Source organism: Streptomyces sp. NPDC049954 (genome assembly GCF_040656295.1).
Classification (GTDB): domain Bacteria; phylum Actinomycetota; class Actinomycetes; order Streptomycetales; family Streptomycetaceae; genus Streptomyces.
This window is the reverse complement of the sequence record NZ_JBFALS010000007.1, coordinates 245903-266687: the sequence shown is the minus strand read 5'-3', so window position 1 is coordinate 266687 and position 20785 is coordinate 245903. Positions and strand designations below refer to the sequence as shown.

The 20785-nt window shown below is 71.5% G+C and carries 20 protein-coding genes and 4 tRNA genes; 5 read left to right on the top strand and 19 right to left on the bottom strand.

Annotation, left to right across the window (positions count from 1 at the left end; all coding sequences use genetic code 11):
* Nucleotides 1-37 precede the first annotated feature (37 nt).
* The 7 genes from AB0J21_RS18130 to AB0J21_RS18100 all read right to left on the bottom strand — a co-directional run bounded on the left by AB0J21_RS18130 (nucleotide 38) and on the right by AB0J21_RS18100 (nucleotide 5115).
* Nucleotides 38-967 carry an LppX_LprAFG lipoprotein gene (locus AB0J21_RS18130; protein WP_363146975.1) on the bottom strand — a complete coding sequence of 310 codons (930 nt, stop codon included), beginning with the start codon at nucleotides 965-967 and terminating at the stop codon, nucleotides 38-40.
* Between the two features lie 57 nt (nucleotides 968-1024).
* Nucleotides 1025-1729 carry a hypothetical protein gene (locus AB0J21_RS18125; protein WP_363146974.1) on the bottom strand — a complete coding sequence of 235 codons (705 nt, stop codon included), beginning with the start codon at nucleotides 1727-1729 and terminating at the stop codon, nucleotides 1025-1027.
* 162 nt (nucleotides 1730-1891) lie between these two features.
* Nucleotides 1892-2614 (bottom strand): 50S ribosomal protein L1, encoded by a 723-nt coding sequence (gene rplA, locus AB0J21_RS18120; RefSeq protein ID WP_363146973.1) that lies wholly within the window; start codon nucleotides 2612-2614, stop codon nucleotides 1892-1894.
* Nucleotides 2615-2690: 76 nt separating this feature from the next.
* Nucleotides 2691-3125 carry a 50S ribosomal protein L11 gene (gene rplK, locus AB0J21_RS18115; protein WP_363146972.1) on the bottom strand — a complete coding sequence of 145 codons (435 nt, stop codon included), beginning with the start codon at nucleotides 3123-3125 and terminating at the stop codon, nucleotides 2691-2693.
* Between the two features lie 440 nt (nucleotides 3126-3565).
* Nucleotides 3566-4558, bottom strand: coding sequence for a transcription termination/antitermination protein NusG (gene nusG / locus AB0J21_RS18110; RefSeq protein ID WP_363146971.1), 993 nt, complete (start codon nucleotides 4556-4558; stop codon nucleotides 3566-3568).
* An 86-nt stretch (nucleotides 4559-4644) separates the two neighbouring features.
* On the bottom strand, nucleotides 4645-4929 hold the full coding sequence (gene secE / locus AB0J21_RS18105) for a preprotein translocase subunit SecE (RefSeq protein WP_363146970.1): 285 nt from the start codon (nucleotides 4927-4929) through the stop codon (nucleotides 4645-4647).
* A gap of 113 nt (nucleotides 4930-5042) precedes the next feature.
* Nucleotides 5043-5115: transfer RNA gene (locus AB0J21_RS18100), tRNA-Trp, on the bottom strand.
* A 257-nt stretch (nucleotides 5116-5372) separates the two neighbouring features.
* On the opposite strand from AB0J21_RS18100, the gene AB0J21_RS18095 reads away from it, so the two are divergent.
* The gene (locus AB0J21_RS18095) at nucleotides 5373-6599 is read left to right on the top strand and encodes a pyridoxal phosphate-dependent aminotransferase (RefSeq protein ID WP_363146969.1); all 1227 of its coding nucleotides are present in this window, start codon (nucleotides 5373-5375) and stop codon (nucleotides 6597-6599) included.
* A 124-nt stretch (nucleotides 6600-6723) separates the two neighbouring features.
* On the top strand, nucleotides 6724-7782 hold the full coding sequence (locus AB0J21_RS18090; protein WP_363146968.1) for an adenosine deaminase: 1059 nt from the start codon (nucleotides 6724-6726) through the stop codon (nucleotides 7780-7782).
* Between the two features lie 396 nt (nucleotides 7783-8178).
* On the opposite strand, the gene AB0J21_RS18085 is transcribed toward AB0J21_RS18090, so the two are convergent.
* The 8 genes from AB0J21_RS18085 to AB0J21_RS18050 form a co-directional block, all read right to left on the bottom strand.
* A complete protein-coding gene (locus AB0J21_RS18085; RefSeq protein WP_363146967.1) occupies nucleotides 8179-9234 on the bottom strand; it encodes a UDP-N-acetylmuramate dehydrogenase in 1056 nt (351 codons plus the stop codon).
* A gap of 125 nt (nucleotides 9235-9359) precedes the next feature.
* A complete protein-coding gene (locus tag AB0J21_RS18080; protein WP_363147228.1) occupies nucleotides 9360-10829 on the bottom strand; it encodes a DHA2 family efflux MFS transporter permease subunit in 1470 nt (489 codons plus the stop codon).
* A gap of 336 nt (nucleotides 10830-11165) precedes the next feature.
* Nucleotides 11166-11765, bottom strand: coding sequence for a helix-turn-helix domain-containing protein (locus AB0J21_RS18075; RefSeq protein ID WP_363146966.1), 600 nt, complete (start codon nucleotides 11763-11765; stop codon nucleotides 11166-11168).
* Between the two features lie 820 nt (nucleotides 11766-12585).
* The gene (locus AB0J21_RS18070) at nucleotides 12586-13014 is read right to left on the bottom strand and encodes a MaoC family dehydratase (RefSeq protein WP_363146965.1); all 429 of its coding nucleotides are present in this window, start codon (nucleotides 13012-13014) and stop codon (nucleotides 12586-12588) included.
* On the bottom strand, nucleotides 13014-13478 hold the full coding sequence (locus tag AB0J21_RS18065; RefSeq protein ID WP_363146964.1) for a MaoC family dehydratase N-terminal domain-containing protein: 465 nt from the start codon (nucleotides 13476-13478) through the stop codon (nucleotides 13014-13016). Before AB0J21_RS18065 ends, AB0J21_RS18070 begins: the two co-directional genes overlap by 1 nt.
* A gap of 538 nt (nucleotides 13479-14016) precedes the next feature.
* A complete protein-coding gene (rpmG, locus tag AB0J21_RS18060) occupies nucleotides 14017-14181 on the bottom strand; it encodes a 50S ribosomal protein L33 (RefSeq protein WP_065962933.1) in 165 nt (54 codons plus the stop codon).
* Between the two features lie 90 nt (nucleotides 14182-14271).
* A tRNA-Met gene (locus AB0J21_RS18055) sits at nucleotides 14272-14344 on the bottom strand.
* A gap of 49 nt (nucleotides 14345-14393) precedes the next feature.
* Nucleotides 14394-14466, bottom strand: a tRNA-Thr gene (locus AB0J21_RS18050).
* Nucleotides 14467-14934: 468 nt separating this feature from the next.
* Here AB0J21_RS18050 and AB0J21_RS18045 point away from each other — a divergent pair.
* The gene (locus AB0J21_RS18045; RefSeq protein ID WP_363146963.1) at nucleotides 14935-16173 is read left to right on the top strand and encodes an amidohydrolase family protein; all 1239 of its coding nucleotides are present in this window, start codon (nucleotides 14935-14937) and stop codon (nucleotides 16171-16173) included.
* Nucleotides 16174-16625: 452 nt separating this feature from the next.
* Here the strand turns inward: AB0J21_RS18045 and AB0J21_RS18040 are convergent, their stop codons facing one another.
* Nucleotides 16626-17966, bottom strand: coding sequence for a hypothetical protein (locus AB0J21_RS18040; RefSeq protein ID WP_363146962.1), 1341 nt, complete (start codon nucleotides 17964-17966; stop codon nucleotides 16626-16628).
* 181 nt (nucleotides 17967-18147) lie between these two features.
* Here AB0J21_RS18040 and AB0J21_RS18035 point away from each other — a divergent pair, with 181 nt between their 5' ends.
* A complete protein-coding gene (locus AB0J21_RS18035; protein ID WP_363146961.1) occupies nucleotides 18148-18804 on the top strand; it encodes an SDR family oxidoreductase in 657 nt (218 codons plus the stop codon).
* A gap of 16 nt (nucleotides 18805-18820) precedes the next feature.
* On the opposite strand, the gene AB0J21_RS18030 is transcribed toward AB0J21_RS18035, so the two are convergent.
* From AB0J21_RS18030 to AB0J21_RS18020, 3 genes are all read right to left on the bottom strand, one after another.
* Nucleotides 18821-19036, bottom strand: coding sequence for a hypothetical protein (locus AB0J21_RS18030; RefSeq protein WP_363146960.1), 216 nt, complete (start codon nucleotides 19034-19036; stop codon nucleotides 18821-18823).
* Between the two features lie 167 nt (nucleotides 19037-19203).
* Nucleotides 19204-19335: a hypothetical protein gene (locus tag AB0J21_RS18025; protein ID WP_363146959.1), complete on the bottom strand. Its 132-nt coding sequence runs from the start codon at nucleotides 19333-19335 to the stop codon at nucleotides 19204-19206.
* Between the two features lie 541 nt (nucleotides 19336-19876).
* Nucleotides 19877-19958: transfer RNA gene (locus tag AB0J21_RS18020), tRNA-Tyr, on the bottom strand.
* Nucleotides 19959-20146: 188 nt separating this feature from the next.
* Between AB0J21_RS18020 and AB0J21_RS18015 the strand changes: the two genes are divergently transcribed.
* Nucleotides 20147-20635 carry a YajQ family cyclic di-GMP-binding protein gene (locus tag AB0J21_RS18015; RefSeq protein WP_363146958.1) on the top strand — a complete coding sequence of 163 codons (489 nt, stop codon included), beginning with the start codon at nucleotides 20147-20149 and terminating at the stop codon, nucleotides 20633-20635.
* The last annotated feature ends 150 nt before the right edge of the window (nucleotides 20636-20785 follow it).

Genomic DNA, 20785 nt, shown 5'->3' with positions numbered 1-20785 from the left:
GCACAGGAGCGCGGGCCCGTCCCGGAAGGGCGCCGGCTCAGCTCTTGCCCAGCTCCTCGGCGAGCTTCGCCTGCTCGTCCGGACTGAGGTCGCCCAGCTCGCCCAGCATGTCCTCCAGCGAGGTCAGGTCCTTGGCCGGGGGCTTGGTGACGTTCACCGGCTTGTTGTAGTCGCCGAAGGTCACGACCTGGTCGAGCGGGCCCTTGTCCGTCTTCGAGGTCGTGCGGAACCGCTTGGTGCGGCCCTGGGCGTCGAGGTAGACGTCCATCGTCATCGTCTCGACACCGAGGTCCCGGTACTGCTTGACCGCCGCCTCGCGCTGCTTCGCGGTGGCCGGGTCCTTCCTGGCCTGCGCGCTCAGCTCGTCGAGGGAGACGGTCCCCCGGTAGTGCGTCGTCTCCACCCCGTCGACGGTCTGCGGGCCGACCTTCTTCAGGTCGTCGGAGGCGGTCAGGAAGGTCGAGTCCTGCGCCGGGTTCTTGTTGGCCCAGGTCGCGGAGGGCTCGGCGGCCGCCGCCTTGTCCAGGTCGCCGACCGGCAGGGAGATCCAGCGCTTGCCGCCGGTCTCCTTGGCCGTCGCGGCCCCGCCGTCGACGTACATGTTCCCGTCGACCAGCCGGATCTCGGTGCCCTCCTCCTGCGCGGAGGCCATCTCCATCGTCATCCGCGCGGCGAGCGGCTTCGTGCTCATCGCCGCCTTCGCCGACATCTTGCCCGCGCCGGGCGTCGTGCCCTCCATGCGGTAGGTGAAGGAGGTCAGCTCCTGGCTCCTGGCCGCCGCGTCCTTGATCGCGGCGGCCGGGCTCACCCCGGCCGCCTTCTTCGAGGCGGCGGCGGTCGGCTCGGCGTCCGCCTTGTCCTCGCTCCCCGAGCAGCCGACGGCCGCGCCCCCGAGCAGCGCCGTCGCCAGGACCGCCCCCGCGATCCGCCCCGCGCGCCCCCGCACCGTTCCCACCGTGATCCCCAAGATCCCCACCCCACCGGTTTGACGTGTGTGTTCACCTGCCGTTCGCACGCTACCGGATCAGTGCGACAGCTCCGCCGCGGAAATCCGGTCCGCGGCCGGGGGCTCCGGCACCGCCGGCACCGTGACGCCGAAGTCCGCCCAGTACGTCGTGGTGCGGATCAGGCCCCCGTCCCCGCGCCCCGACTCGACGCGTTTGACGAGCCGGCCCCGCGCGTCCACCCACAGGTCCACGGACTGCCGCCCGACCCCGGCGTCGCGGACCCTCGCCGACTCGGAGGCGTGCACGACGCCCGCGTAGTGCGTGGCCACGACCCCTCTGATGCGGGCCCGGCCCGCGAGGTGCGCGTCGGCGGCGGACAACAGCAGGTCCACCGAGGCGTACGGGGCGAGGGTCTGGGCCGTCTGCTGCGGATAGCGCATCCAGTGCCGGCCGCCCACGGGTTTCGCGAGCCGCACCCAGTACGCCTCGGGCCGCACCCGGAACTCGGCGGGGCCGCCCACCCCGGGCGCCCGGACCTTCAGCCGGCCGCGCGGCGCCCCGGGCCGCGACCAGTCGAGCGAGCCCTGCGCGAGGGAGCGCACCCCGTCCGCCTCGGTCACCGAGTCGACGGCCGCGGAACCGGCCAGCGCGGTCGCCGTACGGGCCGCGCGCAGGGCGGCCGCGGCGCCCTCGTCCTTCGGGGCCTCGTCCTTCGCCGGGCCGCCGCAGCCCGCGAGCAGCAGCCCGAGCGCGCACACCGCCGCCGCCGTACGTCGCCTCATGGCCGCCTCCCCGTCGCCGTACCCGCACGCCACCTGGCACCCTAGGCGGCCCGCGCCCGGGGCAGTACGGCAAAACGGACGGGCCCCGTACCTGAAGTCAGGTATGGGGCCCGTCCGTTGAGGCTACGCGTGCGCGACGCGGCCACCGGTGAGCACGGGGGCTCAGACGGAGGCCGGGTCCTCCTCGACGAGGAGGTTGCGGGTGCGGTTCTGGTCCAGCGGGATGCCGGGGCCCATCGTGGTGCTCAGGGCGGCCTTCTTGATGTAGCGGCCCTTCGCGGCGGACGGCTTGAGGCGGAGGATCTCCTCAAGGGCGGCGCCGTAGTTCTCCACCAGCTTGGTGTCGTCGAACGACGTCTTGCCGATGATGAAGTGGAGGTTCGCGTGCTTGTCGACGCGGAACTCGATCTTGCCGCCCTTGATGTCCGTCACGGCCTTGGTGACGTCCGGGGTGACGGTGCCGGTCTTGGGGTTCGGCATGAGACCACGCGGGCCGAGGACGCGGCCGAGGCGGCCGACCTTGCCCATGAGGTCCGGGGTGGCGACGACGGCGTCGAAGTCCAGACGGCCCTTCGACACCTCGTCGATGAGCTCGTCGGCGCCGACGATGTCGGCGCCCGCGGCACGCGCGGCCTCGGCACGGTCACCGGTCGCGAAGACCAGGACCCGGGCGGTCTTGCCGGTGCCGTGCGGGAGGTTCACGGTGCCACGGACCATCTGGTCGGCCTTGCGCGGGTCGACGCCCAGGCGGAAGGCGACCTCGACGGTGCCGTCGAACTTGCTCGTGGAGGTCTCCTTGGCGAGCCGGACCGCCTCCAGGGGCGCGTACAGGCGCTCCTGGTCGATCTTGGCGTCGGCAGCGCGGAGAGACTTGCTGCGCTTCACTTCTGCTCCTGTTGTCGTTTCGGAGTCGTGGTCCGGGCCGGCGCGGGCCCTGCCACTAAAGGTCGTACGGGGAGGATCAGCCCTCGACGGTGACGCCCATGGAACGGGCGGTACCGGCGATGATCTTGGACGCGGCGTCCAGGTCGTTCGCGTTGAGGTCTTCCAGCTTGGTCTGGGCGATCTCGCGGACCTGCGCCTGGGTGATCTTGGCGACCTTGGTCTTGTGCGGCTCGCCGGAGCCCTTCTCCACGCCCGCGGCCTTGAGGATCATCTTCGCGGCCGGCGGGGTCTTCGTGATGAAGGTGAAGGAGCGGTCCTCGTAGACCGTGATCTCCACCGGCACGACCCAGCCACGCTGCGACTCGGTCGCGGCGTTGTAGGCCTTGCAGAACTCCATGATGTTGACGCCGTGCTGGCCCAGCGCGGGGCCGACCGGCGGAGCCGGGTTCGCGGCGCCGGCCTGGATCTGGAGCTTGATAAGCCCCGTGACCTTCTTCTTCTTGGGAGGCATTGCTCTCTCCGGGTCCTAGTGAGAGTGTTCCGCCTCCGTCCGGTTCATCCGGATGGAGGCATACCGCACAACGATAACGGGTATCGACGTACGGCCAAAACCGACAGGTCAGAGGGGCCTTTCCGGCTGGAAAAGCCCCTCCGCCCCGGTCGGAGGCGTAAGTCCGGGAACCGGCGCCCGGGCCGGTTCTTCCGGTGCTGGGGACGGCCGGTCGCTGGTCGGTCAGCGCTCGCACGGCCGTGAACAGGTGGATCAGTCACCCATCCTGTCACCGTGGGCCGCCCCTGGTCCACTTCGGCCGTCCTCGTGGGCGGGGTTCCGGCAGTCCTGCGGGCGGAGAGCGAAACAGCCTCCCGCCGAGGAGCGGAGTCCTGGGGGAGGCTGTCGCGTGACCGACCGGCGGCTGGTGTCCGCCGGGCCGGTTCTGCCGGATACGCGGGTCAGTTCTTCTGGATCTGGTCGAAGCTCAGCTCGACCGGGGTCTCGCGGCCGAAGATCTCGACGAGGCCCTTGACCTTCTTCGAGTCGGCGTTGATCTCGTTGATCGTGGCCTGGAGGGTCGCGAAGGGGCCGTCGGTGACGGTGACCGAGTCGCCCACCTCGAAGTCCAGCACCTGGACCTCGACCTTGCGCTGCGGGGCCGGCTTGCCCTCGGCCTCGGCGGCCTCGCGGGCGGCCTTCTCCTCGGCCTCGGGGGCGAGCATCTTGACGATCTCGTCCAGGGTCAGCGGGTACGGGTCGTAGGCGTTGCCCACGAAGCCGGTGACACCGGGGGTGTTGCGGACGACGCCCCAGGACTCGTTCGTCAGGTCCATGCGCACCAGCACGTAGCCGGGGAGCTTGTTCTGACGGATGGTCTTGCGCTCGCCGTTCTTGATCTGGGCGACCTCTTCCTGCGGCACCTCGGCCTGGAAGATGAAGTCCTCGACGTTGAGCGAGACGGCGCGCTGCTCCAGGTTGGTCTTCACGCGGTTCTCGTAACCGGCGTAGGTGTGGATGACGTACCACTCGCCGGGCAGGGTGCGCAGTTCCTCGCGCAGGGCGGCGACGGGGTCGACGGCCTCGGCGGGTTCCTCGTCCTGAGCGTCCTCAGCCGTGGGCTCCTCGGCGTCGGCTTCCTCCGCCGCGGCGTCCTCGGCGACCTCACCGGTGGTCTCGCCCTCGGCCTCGGTCCCGTCCTCGACGGGGGCGCCCTCGCCGACCATCGCGGCTTCCTCGTCGCCCTCGGCGAGCACGTCGTCGGCGGCGGCCTCCTCGGTGGCGGCCTCGACCACGGCGGCCTCCTCGGCGGGCTCAGCGGCGGCGGCGTCCGCAGCCTCGGCCTGGTCCGGCGCCTCGGCGTCCGCAGCCCCGACGATGTCGAGTCCGTCCTCGCGGGACTCCAGGTCCTCGCTCGCGGGCTGGTCGGCGCCGTTCAGGTTCGGGTCAGACACGTCGCTGCTTCTTCCTGGATACATAGGGGTGGAACACGCGAAAGGGGCGCCGACTCCGGCGCCCTCCGCATTGTGCACTTTTCGGCTCAGCCAAAAACGTACTTGATGGCCTGGGAGAATCCATAGTCGATCACGGTCACCAGACCGATCATGATGACCACGAAGACGATGACGACGCTCGTATACGTCGAGAGCTGTCCACGCGTCGGCCAGACGACCTTGCGGAGCTCGGCGACGATCTGCCGGTAGAAGAGCGCGAGACGGCCCAGGGGGCCCTTCTTCCCGCGCTTGCCGCCCTTGCGGTTCTTCCGCGACTCAGGCACCTCGTCCTGGGCATCAGGCGTATCGATGGAGCCCACGGCGTCCGTCACGTGTCCTCACCTGAATTCCGGATCGGTGCCGTGCGTCGCCCGATGGAGCCGCACGGCGGTGCAATTACTGTACGTACACATGCGCACACGACCTGGCGAAAGGTTGTGTGTAGCAGGGCCGGAGGGACTTGAACCCCCAACCGCTGGTTTTGGAGACCAGTGCTCTACCAATTGAGCTACGACCCTTTGTCTCCTCCAACGTACCGCATCCGCCCGCATGCACTAAGTGCCTGTGCCGAAGAGGTCCGCCGAAGGCCAACGAGCACAGAGCATACGTGCTCAGGGCCCTGAGGTCGAACGCGATGCTCCGCGAGCCCTGTTGGCGGCCGGTGCCGTGGCGGTGATCGTCCCGGCCCCGCTCTCCCCGTCACCCGCCCCTTATGCGCGTCTCAGCTCGCAAACCTGTGTGCCCGGCTTGTTGCCTGTCTGAAACGATGGGGGACATGAGCGCTGCTACCCCTTCCTCCGAGCGCAGGGTCTCCGCCCGCATCGGTGCGATCTCCGAGTCCGCGACCCTCGCCGTCGACGCCAAGGCCAAGGCCCTCAAGGCCGCCGGCCGGCCGGTGATCGGTTTCGGCGCGGGTGAACCCGACTTCCCCACCCCCGAGTACATCGTGGACACGGCCGTCGAGGCGTGCCGCGACCCGAAGAACCACCGCTACACCCCGGCCGGCGGTCTGCCCGAGCTGAAGGCCGCGATCGCCGCCAAGACGCTGCGCGACTCGGGCTACGAGGTCGACGCCTCGCAGGTCCTCGTGACCAACGGCGGCAAGCAGGCCATCTACGAGGCGTTCGCGGCGATCCTCGACCCGGGCGACGAGGTCATCGTGCCCGCGCCGTACTGGACGACGTACCCGGAGTCAATCCGGCTCGCGGGCGGCGTCCCGGTCGACGTGGTCGCCGACGAGTCCACCGGCTACCGCGTGACGCTGGAGCAGCTGGAGGCGGCACGCACCGAGCGCACCAAGGTCGTGCTGTTCGTCTCGCCGTCCAACCCGACCGGCGCGGTGTACTCCGAGGCCGACGCGGAGCGGATCGGCCGCTGGGCCGCCGAGCACGGGCTGTGGGTGCTGACCGACGAGATCTACGAGCACCTCGTGTACGGCGACGCGAAGTTCACCTCGCTGCCGGCGATCGTGCCCGAGCTGCGCGACCGCTGCATCGTGGTGAACGGCGTGGCGAAGACGTACGCGATGACCGGCTGGCGGGTGGGCTGGCTGATCGGCCCGAAGGACGTCGTGAAGGCCGCGACGAACCTCCAGTCGCACGCCACGTCCAACGTGAGCAACGTCGCGCAGGCCGCGGCGCTCGCCGCCGTCTCCGGTGACCTGGACGCGGTCGCCGAGATGCGGACGGCCTTCGACCGGCGCCGGCGCACCATCGTGCGGATGCTCAACGAGATCGACGGCGTGCTGTGCCCCGAGCCGGAGGGCGCGTTCTACGCGTACCCCTCGGTCAAGGGCCTGCTGGGCAAGGAGATCCGGGGCAAGCGCCCGCAGGACTCGGTGGAGCTGGCCGCGCTGATCCTGGACGAGGTGGAGGTCGCGGTGGTCCCGGGCGAGGCCTTCGGCACCCCGGGTTACCTGCGGCTGTCCTACGCGCTGGGCGACGAGGACCTGGTCGAGGGCGTGTCCCGCATCCAGAAGCTGCTGGCCGAGGCGAAGGACTGAACGCCTTCCCTGACGGCGAGAAGCGGGCCTCCGGCGTTGCCGGGGGCCCGCTTTCGCGTTCGGGCAAGGACTCGAAGGGGTAACCGGCTTGGGCCCGGCCGCGCGCGTGCGGCAGGATCTATGAATGGAGAGCATGCACGTGACCCCGCCAGGTGCGGGTGCCCGCGACCGGACCAGGGACCTTCGTGAACTGCCGAAGGCCCATCTGCATCTGCACTTCACCGGTTCGATGCGCTCCACGACGCTGCTGGAACTGGCCGACAAGTACGGGGTGCGGCTGCCGGACGCGCTGACCGGCGGGGAGCCGCCGAGGCTGCGGGCCACGGACGAGCGGGGCTGGTTCCGCTTCCAGCGGCTGTACGACGCGGCGCGGTCCTGTCTGCGGGAGCCCGCCGACATCCAGCGGCTGGTGCGGGAGGCCGCAGAGGAGGACGTGCGGGACGGTTCGGGCTGGCTGGAGATCCAGGTCGACCCGACCTCGTACGCGCCGCTGCTGGGCGGTCTGATCCCGGCGATGGAGATCATCCTGGACGCGGTGGACGCGGCCTCGCGCGAGACGGGGCTCGGGATGCGGGTGCTGGTCGCGGCCAACCGCATGAAGCATCCGCTGGACGCCCGCACCCTGGCCCGGCTCGCGGTGCGGTACGCGGACCGGGGGGTGATCGGCTTCGGCCTGTCCAACGACGAACGGCGCGGGATGGCCAGGGACTTCGACCGGGCCTTCGCGATCGCCCGGGAGGGCGGTCTGCTGGCCGCTCCGCACGGCGGGGAACTGGCGGGGCCCAGCTCGGTGCGGGACTGCCTGGACGATCTGCACGCGGCCCGCGTGGGCCACGGGGTGCGGGCCGCCGAGGACCCGTACCTGCTGCGGCGGCTCGCGGACTCCGGCGTGACCTGCGAGGTGTGCCCGGCCTCGAACGTCGCCCTCGGCGTCTACCCGAAGCAGTCCGACGTCCCCCTGCGCACGCTGTTCGAGGCGGGCGTCCCGATGGCGCTGGGCGCGGACGACCCGCTGCTGTTCGGCGCCCGGCTCGCCGACCAGTACGAGATCGCCCGCCGCGACCACGGCTTCACCGACCCCGAACTGGCCGAGCTGGCACGCCAGTCGGTGCGCGGTTCGGCGGCCCCGCCGGACGTGCGGGAGAAGCTGCTCGCGGGGGTGGAGGACTGGCTGGCGGGGTGAGGGGCGCGGCCGTCGCGCAGGAGGTGGGCGGGCGTGTCCGGCCGGTTCTCGGGGGGTGCTGTCGCCGCCCGGGCGCGAGGTTTCTCGCGCCGGGCCCGCCTCCGTGCGGAGGCACGCGTTCCACCCCGGTGACGGGAAACCCGCCGGTCATGAAACAGCCCTCGCGGTCCCACACGTCAGCCGCCCCCTCGCCGCATCCCCCGCTCGATCCCGCCGCACGGGGGAGGGTGCGCGGAGTGGACCGCTTCCTGATGTGGGCCGCTCCGGTGTGCGGCGGCGTGGCGCTACTGAGGCTTGAAGGCCGACGCCGGTCCGTCGGCTTCCCGGGAGTGGCGGGCCTTCCGGGACCGGCTGTCTTCCCCGGGGTCGGCGGGCTTTCCGGACCCGGCGCTCCGGTCAGAGGCTGACGCCGACCGTGACGGGTTCGTTGACGAGGGTCACGCCGAAGACCCGCTCGACCCCGGCGACGACCTCCCGGGCGAGGTCCAGCAGGTCCTCGGTGGTGGCGGAGCCCCGGTTGGTGAGCGCCAGGGTGTGCTTGGTCGAGATACGGGCGGGACCCGCGCCGTATCCCTTCGTGAACCCGGCCTTGTCGATGAGCCAGGCGGCGGAGGTCTTGGTGCGTCCCTCGCCGGCCGGGTAGGCGGGCGGTACGACGTCCTCGCCGAGGTGGGCGCGGGCGCGGTCGAGGAACAGCGCCAACTGGGCCTCGTCGAGCAGCGGGTTGGTGAAGAAGGACCCGGCCGACCACGTGTCGTGGTCCTCGCTGTCGAGCACCATGCCCTTCCCCGCGCGCAGCTTCAGGACGGTGTCCCTGGCCTGCGCGAGCGGGACCCGGTCGCCCGCCTCGACGCCCAGGGCGCGGGCGGTCTCGGCGTAGCGGATCGGGGCGGACAGCCCGTCCTCGTCGGCGAGCGCGAACCGCACCCGCAGGACGACGTAGCGCTCGGGTTCGGCCTTGAAGCGGCTGTGCCGGTACGAGAAGGCGCACTCCTCGTTGCCGAGGGTCACGGTCTCTCCGGTGGCGCGGTCGAGGGCGAGGACCTCGGTGACGGTCTGGGAGACCTCCTGGCCGTAGGCGCCGACGTTCTGGATCGGCGTGGCGCCGGCCGATCCGGGGATGCCTGCCAGGCACTCGATCCCGGCGAGCCCGGCCTCGACGGAGGCGGCGACCGCCTCGCTCCAGACCTCCCCCGCGGCGAGTTCCAGGGTCGTGCCCTCGATACGACGGCCGCGCGTGGCGATCCGCAGGGCCGTGCCGTCGAAGCCCTTGTCGCCGATGACGAGGTTGCTGCCCCCGCCGATGACGAGCAGCGGTTCACCGGCCGCGTCGGCGGCCCGGACCGTCTCGACGACCTCGGCGTCGGTCGTGGCGGTGACCAGCCGGGTGGCGGGCCCGCCGAGCCGGAGGGTCGTGAGGGGGGCGAGGGGGGCGTCATGGAGTTCCTGCACAGGACAAGCGTAAGGGGCAGGCCACCTGGGGCCCGCCCCTTACGCTCGTGCTCCTTGGCCGACTTCTCGCCGGTCCCTCGCCGAGTCCTCGCCGCTTCTCCGTCCGAGAACCGAGGGCCGAGGGCTCAGAGACCGGCGGGGGTGAGGTGGTCGGGGGCCGGGGAGCCGGGGACGGTGTCGGCCCCGGCCGCCTCACGCGCCCCCTCCACCGCGCTCCCCTCCACCGTGCTCCTGTCCACCGGTGTCCCCGCCGTCGTCATCCCGGAGCGGCGCGGGATGAGGAGAGCGAGCAGGGCACCGAGGGCCACGGCGGACGCCCCGACCCAGAGGGCGGGGGTGAGCCCGTCCACGAAGGTCTGCGGCGTCCCGTATCCGCCGCTCGCGGAGAACACGGCGCTGATGACGGCGATACCGAGCGCCCCGCCGAGTTCCCGCAGGGCGTTGTTGGTGCCGGAGGCGATGCCCTGTTCGACGGGCCGGACGCTTCCCATGACGAGTGCGGCGGCCGGCGCGAAGTAGAGCGCCATGCCGATCCCGCCGAGGATCAGGGCGGGCAGCATGTCCCCGTAGCTCATGGCCGGGTCGATGACGGCCGCGAACCAGCCGAGTCCGAGCGCCTGGAGCGCGAGCCCGGTCACGACGACGTTCCGCCCGCCGATCCGGTCGGACAGGTATCCGGCGAGGGGAGCGACGAGCATCGGCATCCCGGTCCAGGGCAGCATCCGCAGCCCCGCCTCGGTGGGCGAGTAGTGCTGGACCACCTGGAAGGCCTGGCTCAGCAGGAAGATCGAGCCGAACATCCCGAGGAACATCAGCAGGCTCGCGGCGTTGATCCCGGTGAACGCGCGGCTGCGGAACAGCCGCATCGGCAGCATCGGCCGGGGTGTGCGCAGCTCCCACAGGACGAAGGCGGCCAGGAGCACGGCGCCGGCCACGAGTCCGGACAGCACCAGCGGGTCGGTCCAGCCGTCCCGGTTGCCGCTGATCAGCCCGTAGACGATGCCGAAGAGACCGGCGCTCGCCAGCAGTGTGCCGGGGAAGTCGAGCCGGGTACCGGGCGCCGTGGACTCCCGCAGCCGCAGCGGCGCGAGGACGAGCAGCAGGACGCCCAGCGGAACGTTCAGCCAGAAGATCCAGTGCCACGAGATGTGCTCGGTGAGCGCCCCGCCGATGAGCGGCCCGCAGGCCACGGCCAGGCCGTTGACCGCGCCGGTGATCCCGAAGGCCATCCCGCGCCGGGCGGCCGGCACGGCGGCGCTGAGCAGTGTCAGGGTCAACGGCATCATGATCGCCGCCCCGACGCCCTGCACGGCGCGCGCAGCGATGAGCTGGCCGATCCCCGAGGAGAGCGCGGCGGCGGCCGAGGACGCGGTGAACACCCCCACACCGACGAGGAAGAGCCGCCGCCGCCCGAACCGGTCCCCGAGCGCCGCGCCGAGCATCATCAGCACCGCGAAGGTCAGGGTGTACGCGCTGACCGTCCACTCCAGGTCCCCGAGCCCACCCCCGAGATCGGCCTGGATGGACGGCAGCGCATTGCTGACGACGAGGTTGTCCAGCGCGGCCATGAACCCGGCGATGCTGGTGATCAGCAGGGCCCAGAAGACCGGACGCCGCTGCCCGGAGGACGAAGTGCTTCGCGCGTCTCCACCCGTCCTCGGCCCCGGCCCTGCGGACCGCCCTCCCCGCAGCCCTCCCCTCTCGTGCTTCTCCGGCTTCTCCGGCTTCTCATGCTTCTCGTGCTTCTGACTTGTCCCGGATTGCTCGTGTCGCTGGTACTGCTCCTGGCTCTCGTGCTTCACGGTCTCCCCCTGGAGTTCTCCACGTCCGACGTGGGTTAGTTATTAATCACTAATTTTTGCGGGCAGACGGGTGCGCCACAGACGGGCCGATACGCCCCGCCGCCCCACACTTTTCCGCCGGCGAACCGGTCAGCGGGCGGTCCGCCGCCCGGCCTCCGCATCTGGTTCCGGCGCCCTGGCCTCCTCGTACACCCCGCTCCAGACCCGGTGCTCCCTGGAGAACCCGAGGGCGACGAGATTGTTGACCAGCATCCCGTACGCCAGGAACTGGGTCGCCTCACCGACGTCCCCGCCGTGCAGCTCGACGACGCAGTCGAACAAATCGGCCCACGCGCGCCGCAGCGCCTCGGCCAGTTCCTCGTCCCCGGACGCCTTCGCGGCGGCGGCGGCACCGTAGATCTGCAGGTACATCTGCACGACCTCGGGCTGCTCGGCGAGCAGTTCCTGGTAAGCCCGCCCCATCGCAGCGACGGCGACCTCACCGACCTCACCCTCCAGCCCCTCCCCGGCGACCTGGAACACCCTCTGCGTCTCGCCGACGCAGTGCTGCGCGGCCGCGAGGAACAGCGCCTTCTTGTTCTTGAACAGCCGGAAGAGATACGGCTGCGACACCCCGACCCGCCGCGCGATCGACTCCGTCGAGGTGCCGTCGTACCCACGCTCGGCAAACTCGACCACAGCCGCCCGCACCGCGCTCTCGCGCCGCTCTCCCGCACTCATCCGAACCATGAAGATAAGTTAGTACTCAATCACTAACTTCGCAAGGGGGCGAGGAAACCACAGGACGGAGAGGGGCGGGGGGAGGAATGGGGGGCCCAGGGGTGGAGCGGTGTCCGGGACGAGAGCAAGGGACGCGTCCCGGGCGGCTCACCCCCACCCGAACCGCCGCCCCTCGACCGGGGTCCGCCAGGGGGCCAGCCCTGCCCCTACTGCCGAAGCACCCCACACACCACGCAGGGGCGCCGGAACACCGACCTACCGAGTTCCGGACCACCTGGGCACCTGGGCACCTGGGCACCTGGGCACCTGGGCACCTGGGCACCTGGGCACCTGGGCACCTGGGCACCTGGGCACCTGGGCACCTGGGCACAGGTTGATTCTCCGCGCACGAAGTTCTCCGCGTACGAGCGAAATGCGGTGGGCAGGCTCAGGCCAGGGGGGCACTCTCAGTAAGGGGCACTCCCCCATTGCCGCCGCCCCTTACCGCTCGCCGCGTGCGCCCCGACTTACCGCTCACCGCGCTCCGGACGTCGACGCCCCGGAGGCCCCGCCCCGCGAAACCTCAACGTCCCGCGCCCCCGCCGTGCCGTGCCCCTGACTCGGGCCCCGCGCGGCCGTCGACGGCTTCGGTCGGGCCCCCGCCCCCATCGATGCGGGGGCCCGACCGGTTCACCCACGGATGCGGGAGGCCCGACCCGTTTCACTCACCGGCCGCCCCCGCCACTCACCGGCAGTCGACCACAGACAGTCAGCCACCAGCAGGCGGCCACCAGGCACCAGGCACCAGGCACCAGGCACCAGGCACCAGGCACCAGCCGGCCGCTACCGCTCAGCCGAGTCGCACCACGGCGCGCGACATGCCGAGGACCTTCTGTTCCGCGCTCTTGGCAACGAGGTCGACGCGGACGAGCTGGTCGTCGAGCTTGGCCCCGACCTTCGCGCTGACCTCGATGACGGCGCCCTTGTCGTCGTCCGGGACCACGACCGGCTTGGTGAACCGGACTCCGTACTCGACGACGGCGCCCGGGTCCCCCACCCAGTCGGTGACGACACGGACGGCCTCGGCCATCGTGAACATGCCGTGCGCGATGACGTCGGGCAGTCCGACGGCCTTCGCGAACCGCTCGTTCCAGTGGATCGGGTTGAAGTCCCCGGAGGCGCCCGCGTACTGGACGAGGGTCGCGCGGGTCACCGGGAACTCCGCGGCCGGCAGTTCGGTGCCGACTTCGACGTCCTCGTACGAGATCTTCGCCGCCATCAGTTTCCGCCCTCCCCTTCGGCCGCCGCACGGGCCACGAGCTTCATCAGCGCCGTCACGACATGGCCCCCGGAGGCGTCGTGCACCTCTCCGCGGATGTCGATGATGTCGTTGCCCGCGAGCGACTTGATGCCGTCGATCGTCGAGGTGACGCTCAGCCGGTCACCGGCGCGCACCGGACGCGTGTACGCGAACTTCTGGTCACCGTGCACCACCCGGCTGAAGTCCAGGCCCAGCTGCGGGTCCTGCACGACCAGAGCCGCGGCCTGGTAGGTGATCGCGAACACGAAGGTCGGGGGCGCGATCACATCGGCGTGCCCGAGGGCCCTGGCGGCCTCCGGGTCGGTGTACGCGGGATTCGGGTCGCCGACGGCCCGGGCGAACTCGCGGATCTTCTCCCGGCCGACCTCATAGGGATCGGTGGGCGGGTAGCTCCGCCCCACGAAGGACTGGTCGAGCGCCATGCGCCTCGGCACCTCCTGGTTCTCACAGCGAATACAGCCGGCAGGCACACCGGCGGACACCAACTCGGCCCGTACGTCGTACGCGGCCGCGAAGTGACACGGACCGCGCACCGCACCGGTCGCCCGGCCCGTGGGACAACATGCCCACCGGCGTACGGGACGTACGGAAGACCACACACCCGGACGCACCCGAGGGCGCCCTGCGGACGCACACGGCCACCGCCCACGCGGACGTACGCGACGACCGCCGGGCGGAGCGCGGCGCCCTAGGACCTGTCTTCAAACTGCCGCTTGCCGCGCGGCGCCAGTTTGAAGACAGGCCCTAGCGTCTCACGGCGCGCAATCGCGTCCTGCGGCATACCGGCGATCCCGCGCACGCCCCTTACCGCCCCCGCGCGCTCCCCTGCGCCTTCCGGGCCCGGAGGGCGCGCGCTCCCCTCTGCCCACCGGGCCCGGAGGCCGACGCCCCGGGCGACCCGGCACCGGAAACGCCACGAGGCCGCTCCCCGAAGGGAACGGCCTCGTGAACGAGCCTGATTTATCGCGTCTCGCGGTGCGCGGTGTGCGCGTTGCAACGCGGGCAGTGCTTCTTGAGTTCCAGACGATCCGGGTCATTACGCCGGTTCTTCTTGGTGATGTAGTTCCGCTCCTTGCACTCCACGCAGGCCAGCGTGATCTTCGGGCGGACGTCGGTGGCAGCCACGTGAGTGCTCCTTGACGAACGGATAGAAAATGATTAACGCATAGAAGAGTAGCCGATCGAAGGACCGACCCCGCAATCGGCTACTGTCTGTAGCGGTGACCGGACTTGAACCGGTGACACAGCGATTATGAGCCGCTTGCTCTACCGACTGAGCTACACCGCTGCGATGCGCTTCGGCTCCCCGTCCGAGAACGGGGGGCCTGGCACATCAGAGCCCCAAAACGGAATCGAACCGTTGACCTTCTCCTTACCATGGAGACGCTCTGCCGACTGAGCTATTGGGGCGAGCGATGAAGACATTACACGGTCGCCCACCGTTCGCCCAAATCCGTTTGCCGGGTCTCTCCACATCTGCGGAAGCGCGCCCACGACGAGCCCCCGTTCCGGGCCCCGCGCGCCCCCGGACCTGCACCGCGGCTTTCCCACGGCGCCCTCCGCACCCCCTGCGCGGCGGGCGCGACAAGCACCCCGCCGGGACCCCCGTCGCACCCCGCCGCGGGCCCCCCGTCCACGCCGCCGCGGGCCTCCCGGGCCCCTGTGGCCGTCCTCCCGGGCGGGGCGGCCTTCACACCACACCAGTACGACTATTGCGCTCCTGCTCGTAGCCGCCGGGCGCGCGCCCTAGGCTCTTGTCCACTCTCAGTGATCTTGACGGCGGCGGTGGCGTCGCGGTCCGGCCCAGTGCTCCGTCGTGGACCGTCCCCGGCCCACCGGTCCGAGCCCCGCAGCCGTCCGAACGCCACCAGGAGCGCCATGCCCGACAGCCATCCGCAGCCACCCCCGCTCCCCGGCAGCAGCGCGGGCGGCCCGGCCGGCCTCCTGCTGTGCGGCGCCCGGCTGACCGACGGCAGGACGGTCGACGTTCGGCTGGGCGGTGGCCGCATCGAGGCCGTCGGCACGGCGGGCAGCCTTCCCGCCCACCACTCGCGCGTCGACCTGAGCGGCTACCTCCTGCTGCCGGCCCCCGCCGAACCGCACGCGCACGCCGACACGGCGCTGGCCGCCCGCGCCGACGGCCCCGTCCCGTTCGACTCGCGCGAGGTCCGCCGCCGTACGACGGAGGCGGCGCTGCTCCAGCTCGGTCACGGCGCCACCGCCCTGCGCTCCCACGTGCGGGTCGGGGACGTGCAGGGGCTCTCGGCCCTGGAGGCGGTCCTCCAGGCGCGCCGAGCGCTGACCGGCCTCGCGGAGCTGACCGCCGTCGCCGTACCGCGGCTGCTCACCGGCGCGGCGGGGGCCGACGGACGAGAACTGCTGCGCGACTCCGTGAAAATGGGCGCCGGCGTGGTCGGCGGCTGCCCCGACCTGGACCCCGACCCGACCGGCTACACCGAGATCGTCCTGGAGACGGCGGCGGAACACGGCTGCCCCGTGGACCTGCACACGGACAGCGCGGACCCGGCCCGGCTGTCCCGGCTCGCCGCGATGGCCGGCGGGCTGCGCCCCGGGGTGGCGCTCAGCCCGTGCGGCGGGCTGTCGCGCATGCCGCAGGAGGCCGCGGCACGCTGCGCGCGGCAACTCGCGGCGGCCGGAGTCGCGGTCGTCTGCCTTCCGCAGGGCGACTGCGGCGGCGTGGAACGCCGGGGCACGGGCACGGCGCCGGTGCGGATGCTGCGCGGCGCGGGGGTCACCGTCGCGGCCGGCAGCGGCGGTCTGCGCGACATCGCCAACCCCGTGGGCCGCGGCGACCCGCTGGAGGCCGCCTACCTCCTCGCCTCGCAGCAGGGGCTGCGCCCGGAGGACGCGTACGGGGCGGTGAGCGAGGCGGCGCGCGCGGTGCTCGGACTGCCCGAGATCCGTGTGGAGGCGGGCTTCCCCGCCGAGCTGCTCGCCGTGCGGGGCGAGCAGCTGTCGGGGGCGCTCTCGCTCGCGTACAGCAGGATCGTGATCCACCGAGGCCGCGTCGTCGCGAGGACCAGCGCGGTACGGGAGTACTGCGACTCCGTCTCGGCCCTCGACCTGCCGAGGCAGGGCAGGCAGGAGCGCCGGTAGGGCCCGCGGAGCCGCCTGGACGGGGCCGGGCGGACTTCGGGCGGGGCCGGACGACACTCGGGGCGGACGACGGCCGGGGGCCGGCACAGGGCCGTACGCGGCCCGCTCCTGGCGCGGGGCGTGCGGCTCGCGACAAGCGCGCACAAGCGTGTGCACGAGCCGTACACGGCCGGCGCCCCGGCCCGTGCCACGGGCACGTACCGGCCGACACCACCGGTGAGACCGACGTGTACGACTACGACTACGACGACGTCCGGCGACGGGTCGCCCGTGACCTGGACCGTGCGGTCCGGCGGACGACCGTCGCGGTCAGCCCGGGAAACCGCCACGGTCGGACGGCGTCCACGACGGGCAGCCGACGACAGCCGACGACAGCCGACGACAGCCAGGATCCGCCCGCGACGGTCAGTCAGCCCGTGCGCCGACTCGTCCACGCACGGCCACCCTCGCGGTCAGCTCTTGAGCGCGCCCTTCCCGGTCGCGCCGTCCCCGAACTCCTCCTTCAGCTGCTCCTGGATCTGCTTCTCGATCTCGTCGCCGAGCGGGCCCTTGTCGTAGTCCGCGCCGAACTCCTTCTTCATTTCCTTGCGGAGTTCCTGCTCGAACGCCTTGCGGTACGTGGGGTCGTCGCTGAGGGCGTCATCGTCCGGACCGTCCAAGGGGCTGAGGTCGGCCGAGGCGTCCTCCGCCGTGCCCGGCCCGCCGAAGAGGGAGTCGGGCTTCACCATGAAGGAACCGTCGTCGCCCTTCGGGAGTTCGGTCGCTCCCGCCGGGGCGGTGATCTTCCCGGCCTTGCCGAAGCCGAGGACGATGTCGAACTTGTCGCCCTTCTTGACCGGGTCGCCGGGCTCGGCGAGCTGGGTGGCGTCGAAGGTGATGCCGGAGAGGGCGCCGTCCTTGAGCGCGAAGTCCACGCCGATCTTGCGCTTCGGAGCGTCCTTGAGGTCCTTCTCCGTGGGCAGCCCCTTGCTCAGCTGCGGCGGCAGTTCGTCGGAGACGTTCCTGAGGGCGCCGAAGACGTCGCTCAGCAGGTCACGGGCCGAGGCCTTGGCGAGAATGTGCTCGGCGCCGTCCTTCTCGCCCTGGTCGGTGAAGGTCACGCGGCGGGCGACGATCGCCTTGAGATCGGTCTGCAGCTTGCGCTGCGTCCTGCTGTCGAGCTTCTCCGCGTTCTCCCCGTCCTTGCCGCCCTTGCCCTTGCCGCCGGCCGCGGCCTCGGCGGAGTCGACGTCGGTCCTGACCCAGCGGCCCGCGAACAGGTCCTTGAGGCTGCCCAGCTCGGGGGGCAGTTCCCCGGCCCCCGCCCCGGCCCCGGGTATGGGGGTGCCGAGGGCCTTGCCGAGCGCGTCGACATCGGCCTTGAGGTAGACGGTCTTGTCGATCATCCGCACCTCGACGAGGTCCGCCCCCTTGCCGGAGCCGACCGTCATCGCCATGGCCTTGAAGTCCTTCTCCTCGGCCTTGGCCAGGGGCTTGGACGCCTCGACGGAGAGGGACACCCGCAGGTGGGCGAGGGTCTTCGCGGCCTGGGGCGGCATGGCGTCCTCGGGCGAGTCCGAGGCCGCTGCGGCCTCCAGCACCTTCGGGTCGGCGTCGAGCCCCAACTCGACCTTCAGCGAGCGCTGCTCACCGAGCTTCTCGCTGGCGTTCTGGATCTTCTGTGCGGCGCTGAGGCTCTTGACGGTGCCGCAGGCGGCGAGCCCCGTCAGGGCCAGCGCGGCGCACGTGGCGGCGGTCAGAGTGGTACGTCGTACGGTGTTGATGATGTCTCCCGTTTGTCTCCCGTTGTACACAGGAGACTCACGGAGACCGCACACAGTTGCGCGAGTGCGAACAACGGAACGGTCACGGTCGGCGTGTCGCCTGGGCTCGGCCGGGTGCGCCGTGAACGTACCGGGGCGGCAGTCGCCCGCCGCCGTCCCAGGCGCTTCGGACGACGCGCGCGTTCCGGTCTCGGAGCGTACGGTCGGAACCATGCGCATGGTCATCGCTGGAGGACATGGACAGATCGCGCTGCGGCTGGAGCGCCTGCTCGCCGCACGCGGTGACGAGGCAGTGGGCCTGATCCGGAACCCGGCCCAGGAGGCGGACTTGCGGGCCGCGGGCGCCGAACCGGCCCTCTGCGACCTGGAGTCCGCGTCGGTGGACGAGGTGGCCGAGCTGCTGAAGGGCGCCGACGTGGCGGTCTTCGCGGCCGGCGCGGGCCCCGGCAGTACGGCGGAACGCAAGGACACCGTGGACCGCGACGCGGCGATCCTGCTGGCCGAGGCGGCGGAACAGGCAGGTGTACGACGCTTCCTGATGGTCTCCTCGATGGGCGCCGACGCCTCCCACAAGGGGGACGGCATCTTCGACATCTACCTGCGGGCCAAGGGCGCGGCGGACGACGCGGTACGCGCGCGCACGACCCTGGACTGGACGATCCTGCGCCCCGGTGCACTCACCGACGACGAGGGCACCGGGCAGGTGCGCCTGGAGCCGTCGACCGGCCGGGGCTCGGTCCCCCGCCAGGACGTCGCGGCGGTCCTGGCGGAACTGGCCCAGGCACCGGGCACGGTGGGCCTGACCCTGGAACTGATCGGCGGCGACACCCCGTTGGCGGTCGCGGTACGAGACGCGGGCACCGCCTGACCCTCGTCCCGTCCCGCTAGAACAGCGACATCTGCCCGGGGAAATCCGGGACGACGTACCCGTCGAGAGTGGCCTGCGCCCCTCCGAGGGGCGCGAGCCGCCGCGACCCGGTACAGGACTGAAGCCCCCCGGCGGCCCGCGTCCCGGGGGCATCGTGCCGCGCGTACCGCCCGGCGACAACGGCGATCTCACGACGACACTGCGGACACCTGCGACGTGGCGTGGACGACATGCCCCCAGTGTGCCGCGCCCCACCGACAAGTCACCGGAAAGGGCGCGGCTCCCTGCCTGCGCAAGGCTGCGGGGAGGTGTTCGCGGGGCCGCTCCGGAACGGCGAGAACGGCACCGCCGTCCAGCGGCATCGCGACCAGCCCAGCGCCGTCGCGACCAGCGGCATCGTCAACCGGCGAGCGTCTCGTGCAGCACCGGGGGGAAGACGACGCGCCCGGCCCCGGTGTCGACCACCCCCGCCTTCTCCGGCGCTTCCACCGCGGCGCAGGCATGCCAGGCGGCGAGAGCAAGGTGACGCAAGCCCGGTAGAGACTGCGCATTAAACGCACCGGCTACGTGGGAGTGATCGAGATCGATAGGCCGCACCATACGGGGCGCGGCTCGGACGACAAGAGCCGCGAGCGGCTCGGCTCCTGCGGAACGCGGGCGTCAGATACATCAATCGCATCGACGTCAAGGACACCAGCACCAAAAAGGGAAGTGGACAAGTTCGGCACAGACTTTCTCCGCCACCTCAGCGGCTGAGGCCCGCGCCGGACTGGTTGACATCAACGCCTGACACCAACAGCGACGAACGTGAGCAACCGCCGGTCGCGAACGGACACGCGGCCTCGGGCTTTGTGGGAAGAGCCTGGCGTGGAAGAGGGCTGTCGTCGATGGAACCAGCCCGACCAGGGCGGCCGTCACCCCGGGGGACGCCGGGGGGACACGGGCCGACCGTGGGTGGGACGCACGCGAGGCGCGCTGAGACAGCCCTCGCCGCACGGCCACTGCTCCGATAACGAAAGAACCCTCTCCGACCAGCTCTTTCGGGCTGATCGGAGAGGGTTTCTCGTCCGTGTGGCGGCGCCAGGATTCGAACCTGGGAAGGCTGAGCCGGCAGATTTACAGTCTGCTCCCTTTGGCCGCTCGGGCACACCGCCTGGGATGCTGCTGGGGACTCCGCCGGAGCGGGTGTTCCCTGGCAACGACGTAAACAATACCTGATCGGTGGGGGTGGTCCGCCACCCGATAGATCGGTTCCGGGGGGCGGGGCGGTGACTAGGCTTTGGGGGTGCGGCCCGTTGGGGGTCGCAGCCCCTACGCACCCCGATCCAAGGAGCCACAGCACATGGCCGACTCCAGTTTCGACATCGTCTCGAAGGTCGAGCGGCAGGAGGTCGACAACGCCCTCAACCAGGCCGCCAAGGAGATCTCGCAGCGCTACGACTTCAAGGGCGTCGGCGCCTCGATCGCGTGGTCCGGCGAGAAGATCCTCATGGAGGCGAACTCCGAGGAGCGCGTGAAGGCGATCCTCGACGTGTTCCAGTCCAAGCTCGTGAAGCGCGGGATCTCCCTGAAGTCCCTGGACGCGGGTGAGCCGCAGGTCTCCGGCAAGGAGTACAAGCTGTTCGCCTCCGTCGAGGAGGGCATCTCGCAGGACAACGCCAAGAAGGTCGCCAAGATCATCCGCGACGAGGGCCCCAAGGGCGTCAAGGCGCAGGTCCAGGGCGACGAACTGCGCGTGTCCTCGAAGAGCCGGGACGACCTGCAGCAGGTCATCGCCCTGCTCAAGGGCCGCGACTTCGACTTCGCGCTGCAGTTCGTGAACTACCGGTGAGCCGGTCCCGGTAGCGCCTCGGCGGGCGGCGGGTGCCGGCGGCGGGGTGACGTATGAAGCGGGCGGGGCGGGGGGGGGGGGGCGGCGGCCGGCCCGCCGCGCGCGCCGAGGGCGGAGCGCGGCGGCCCGGGCGCGGGCGGGGCGGCGGGG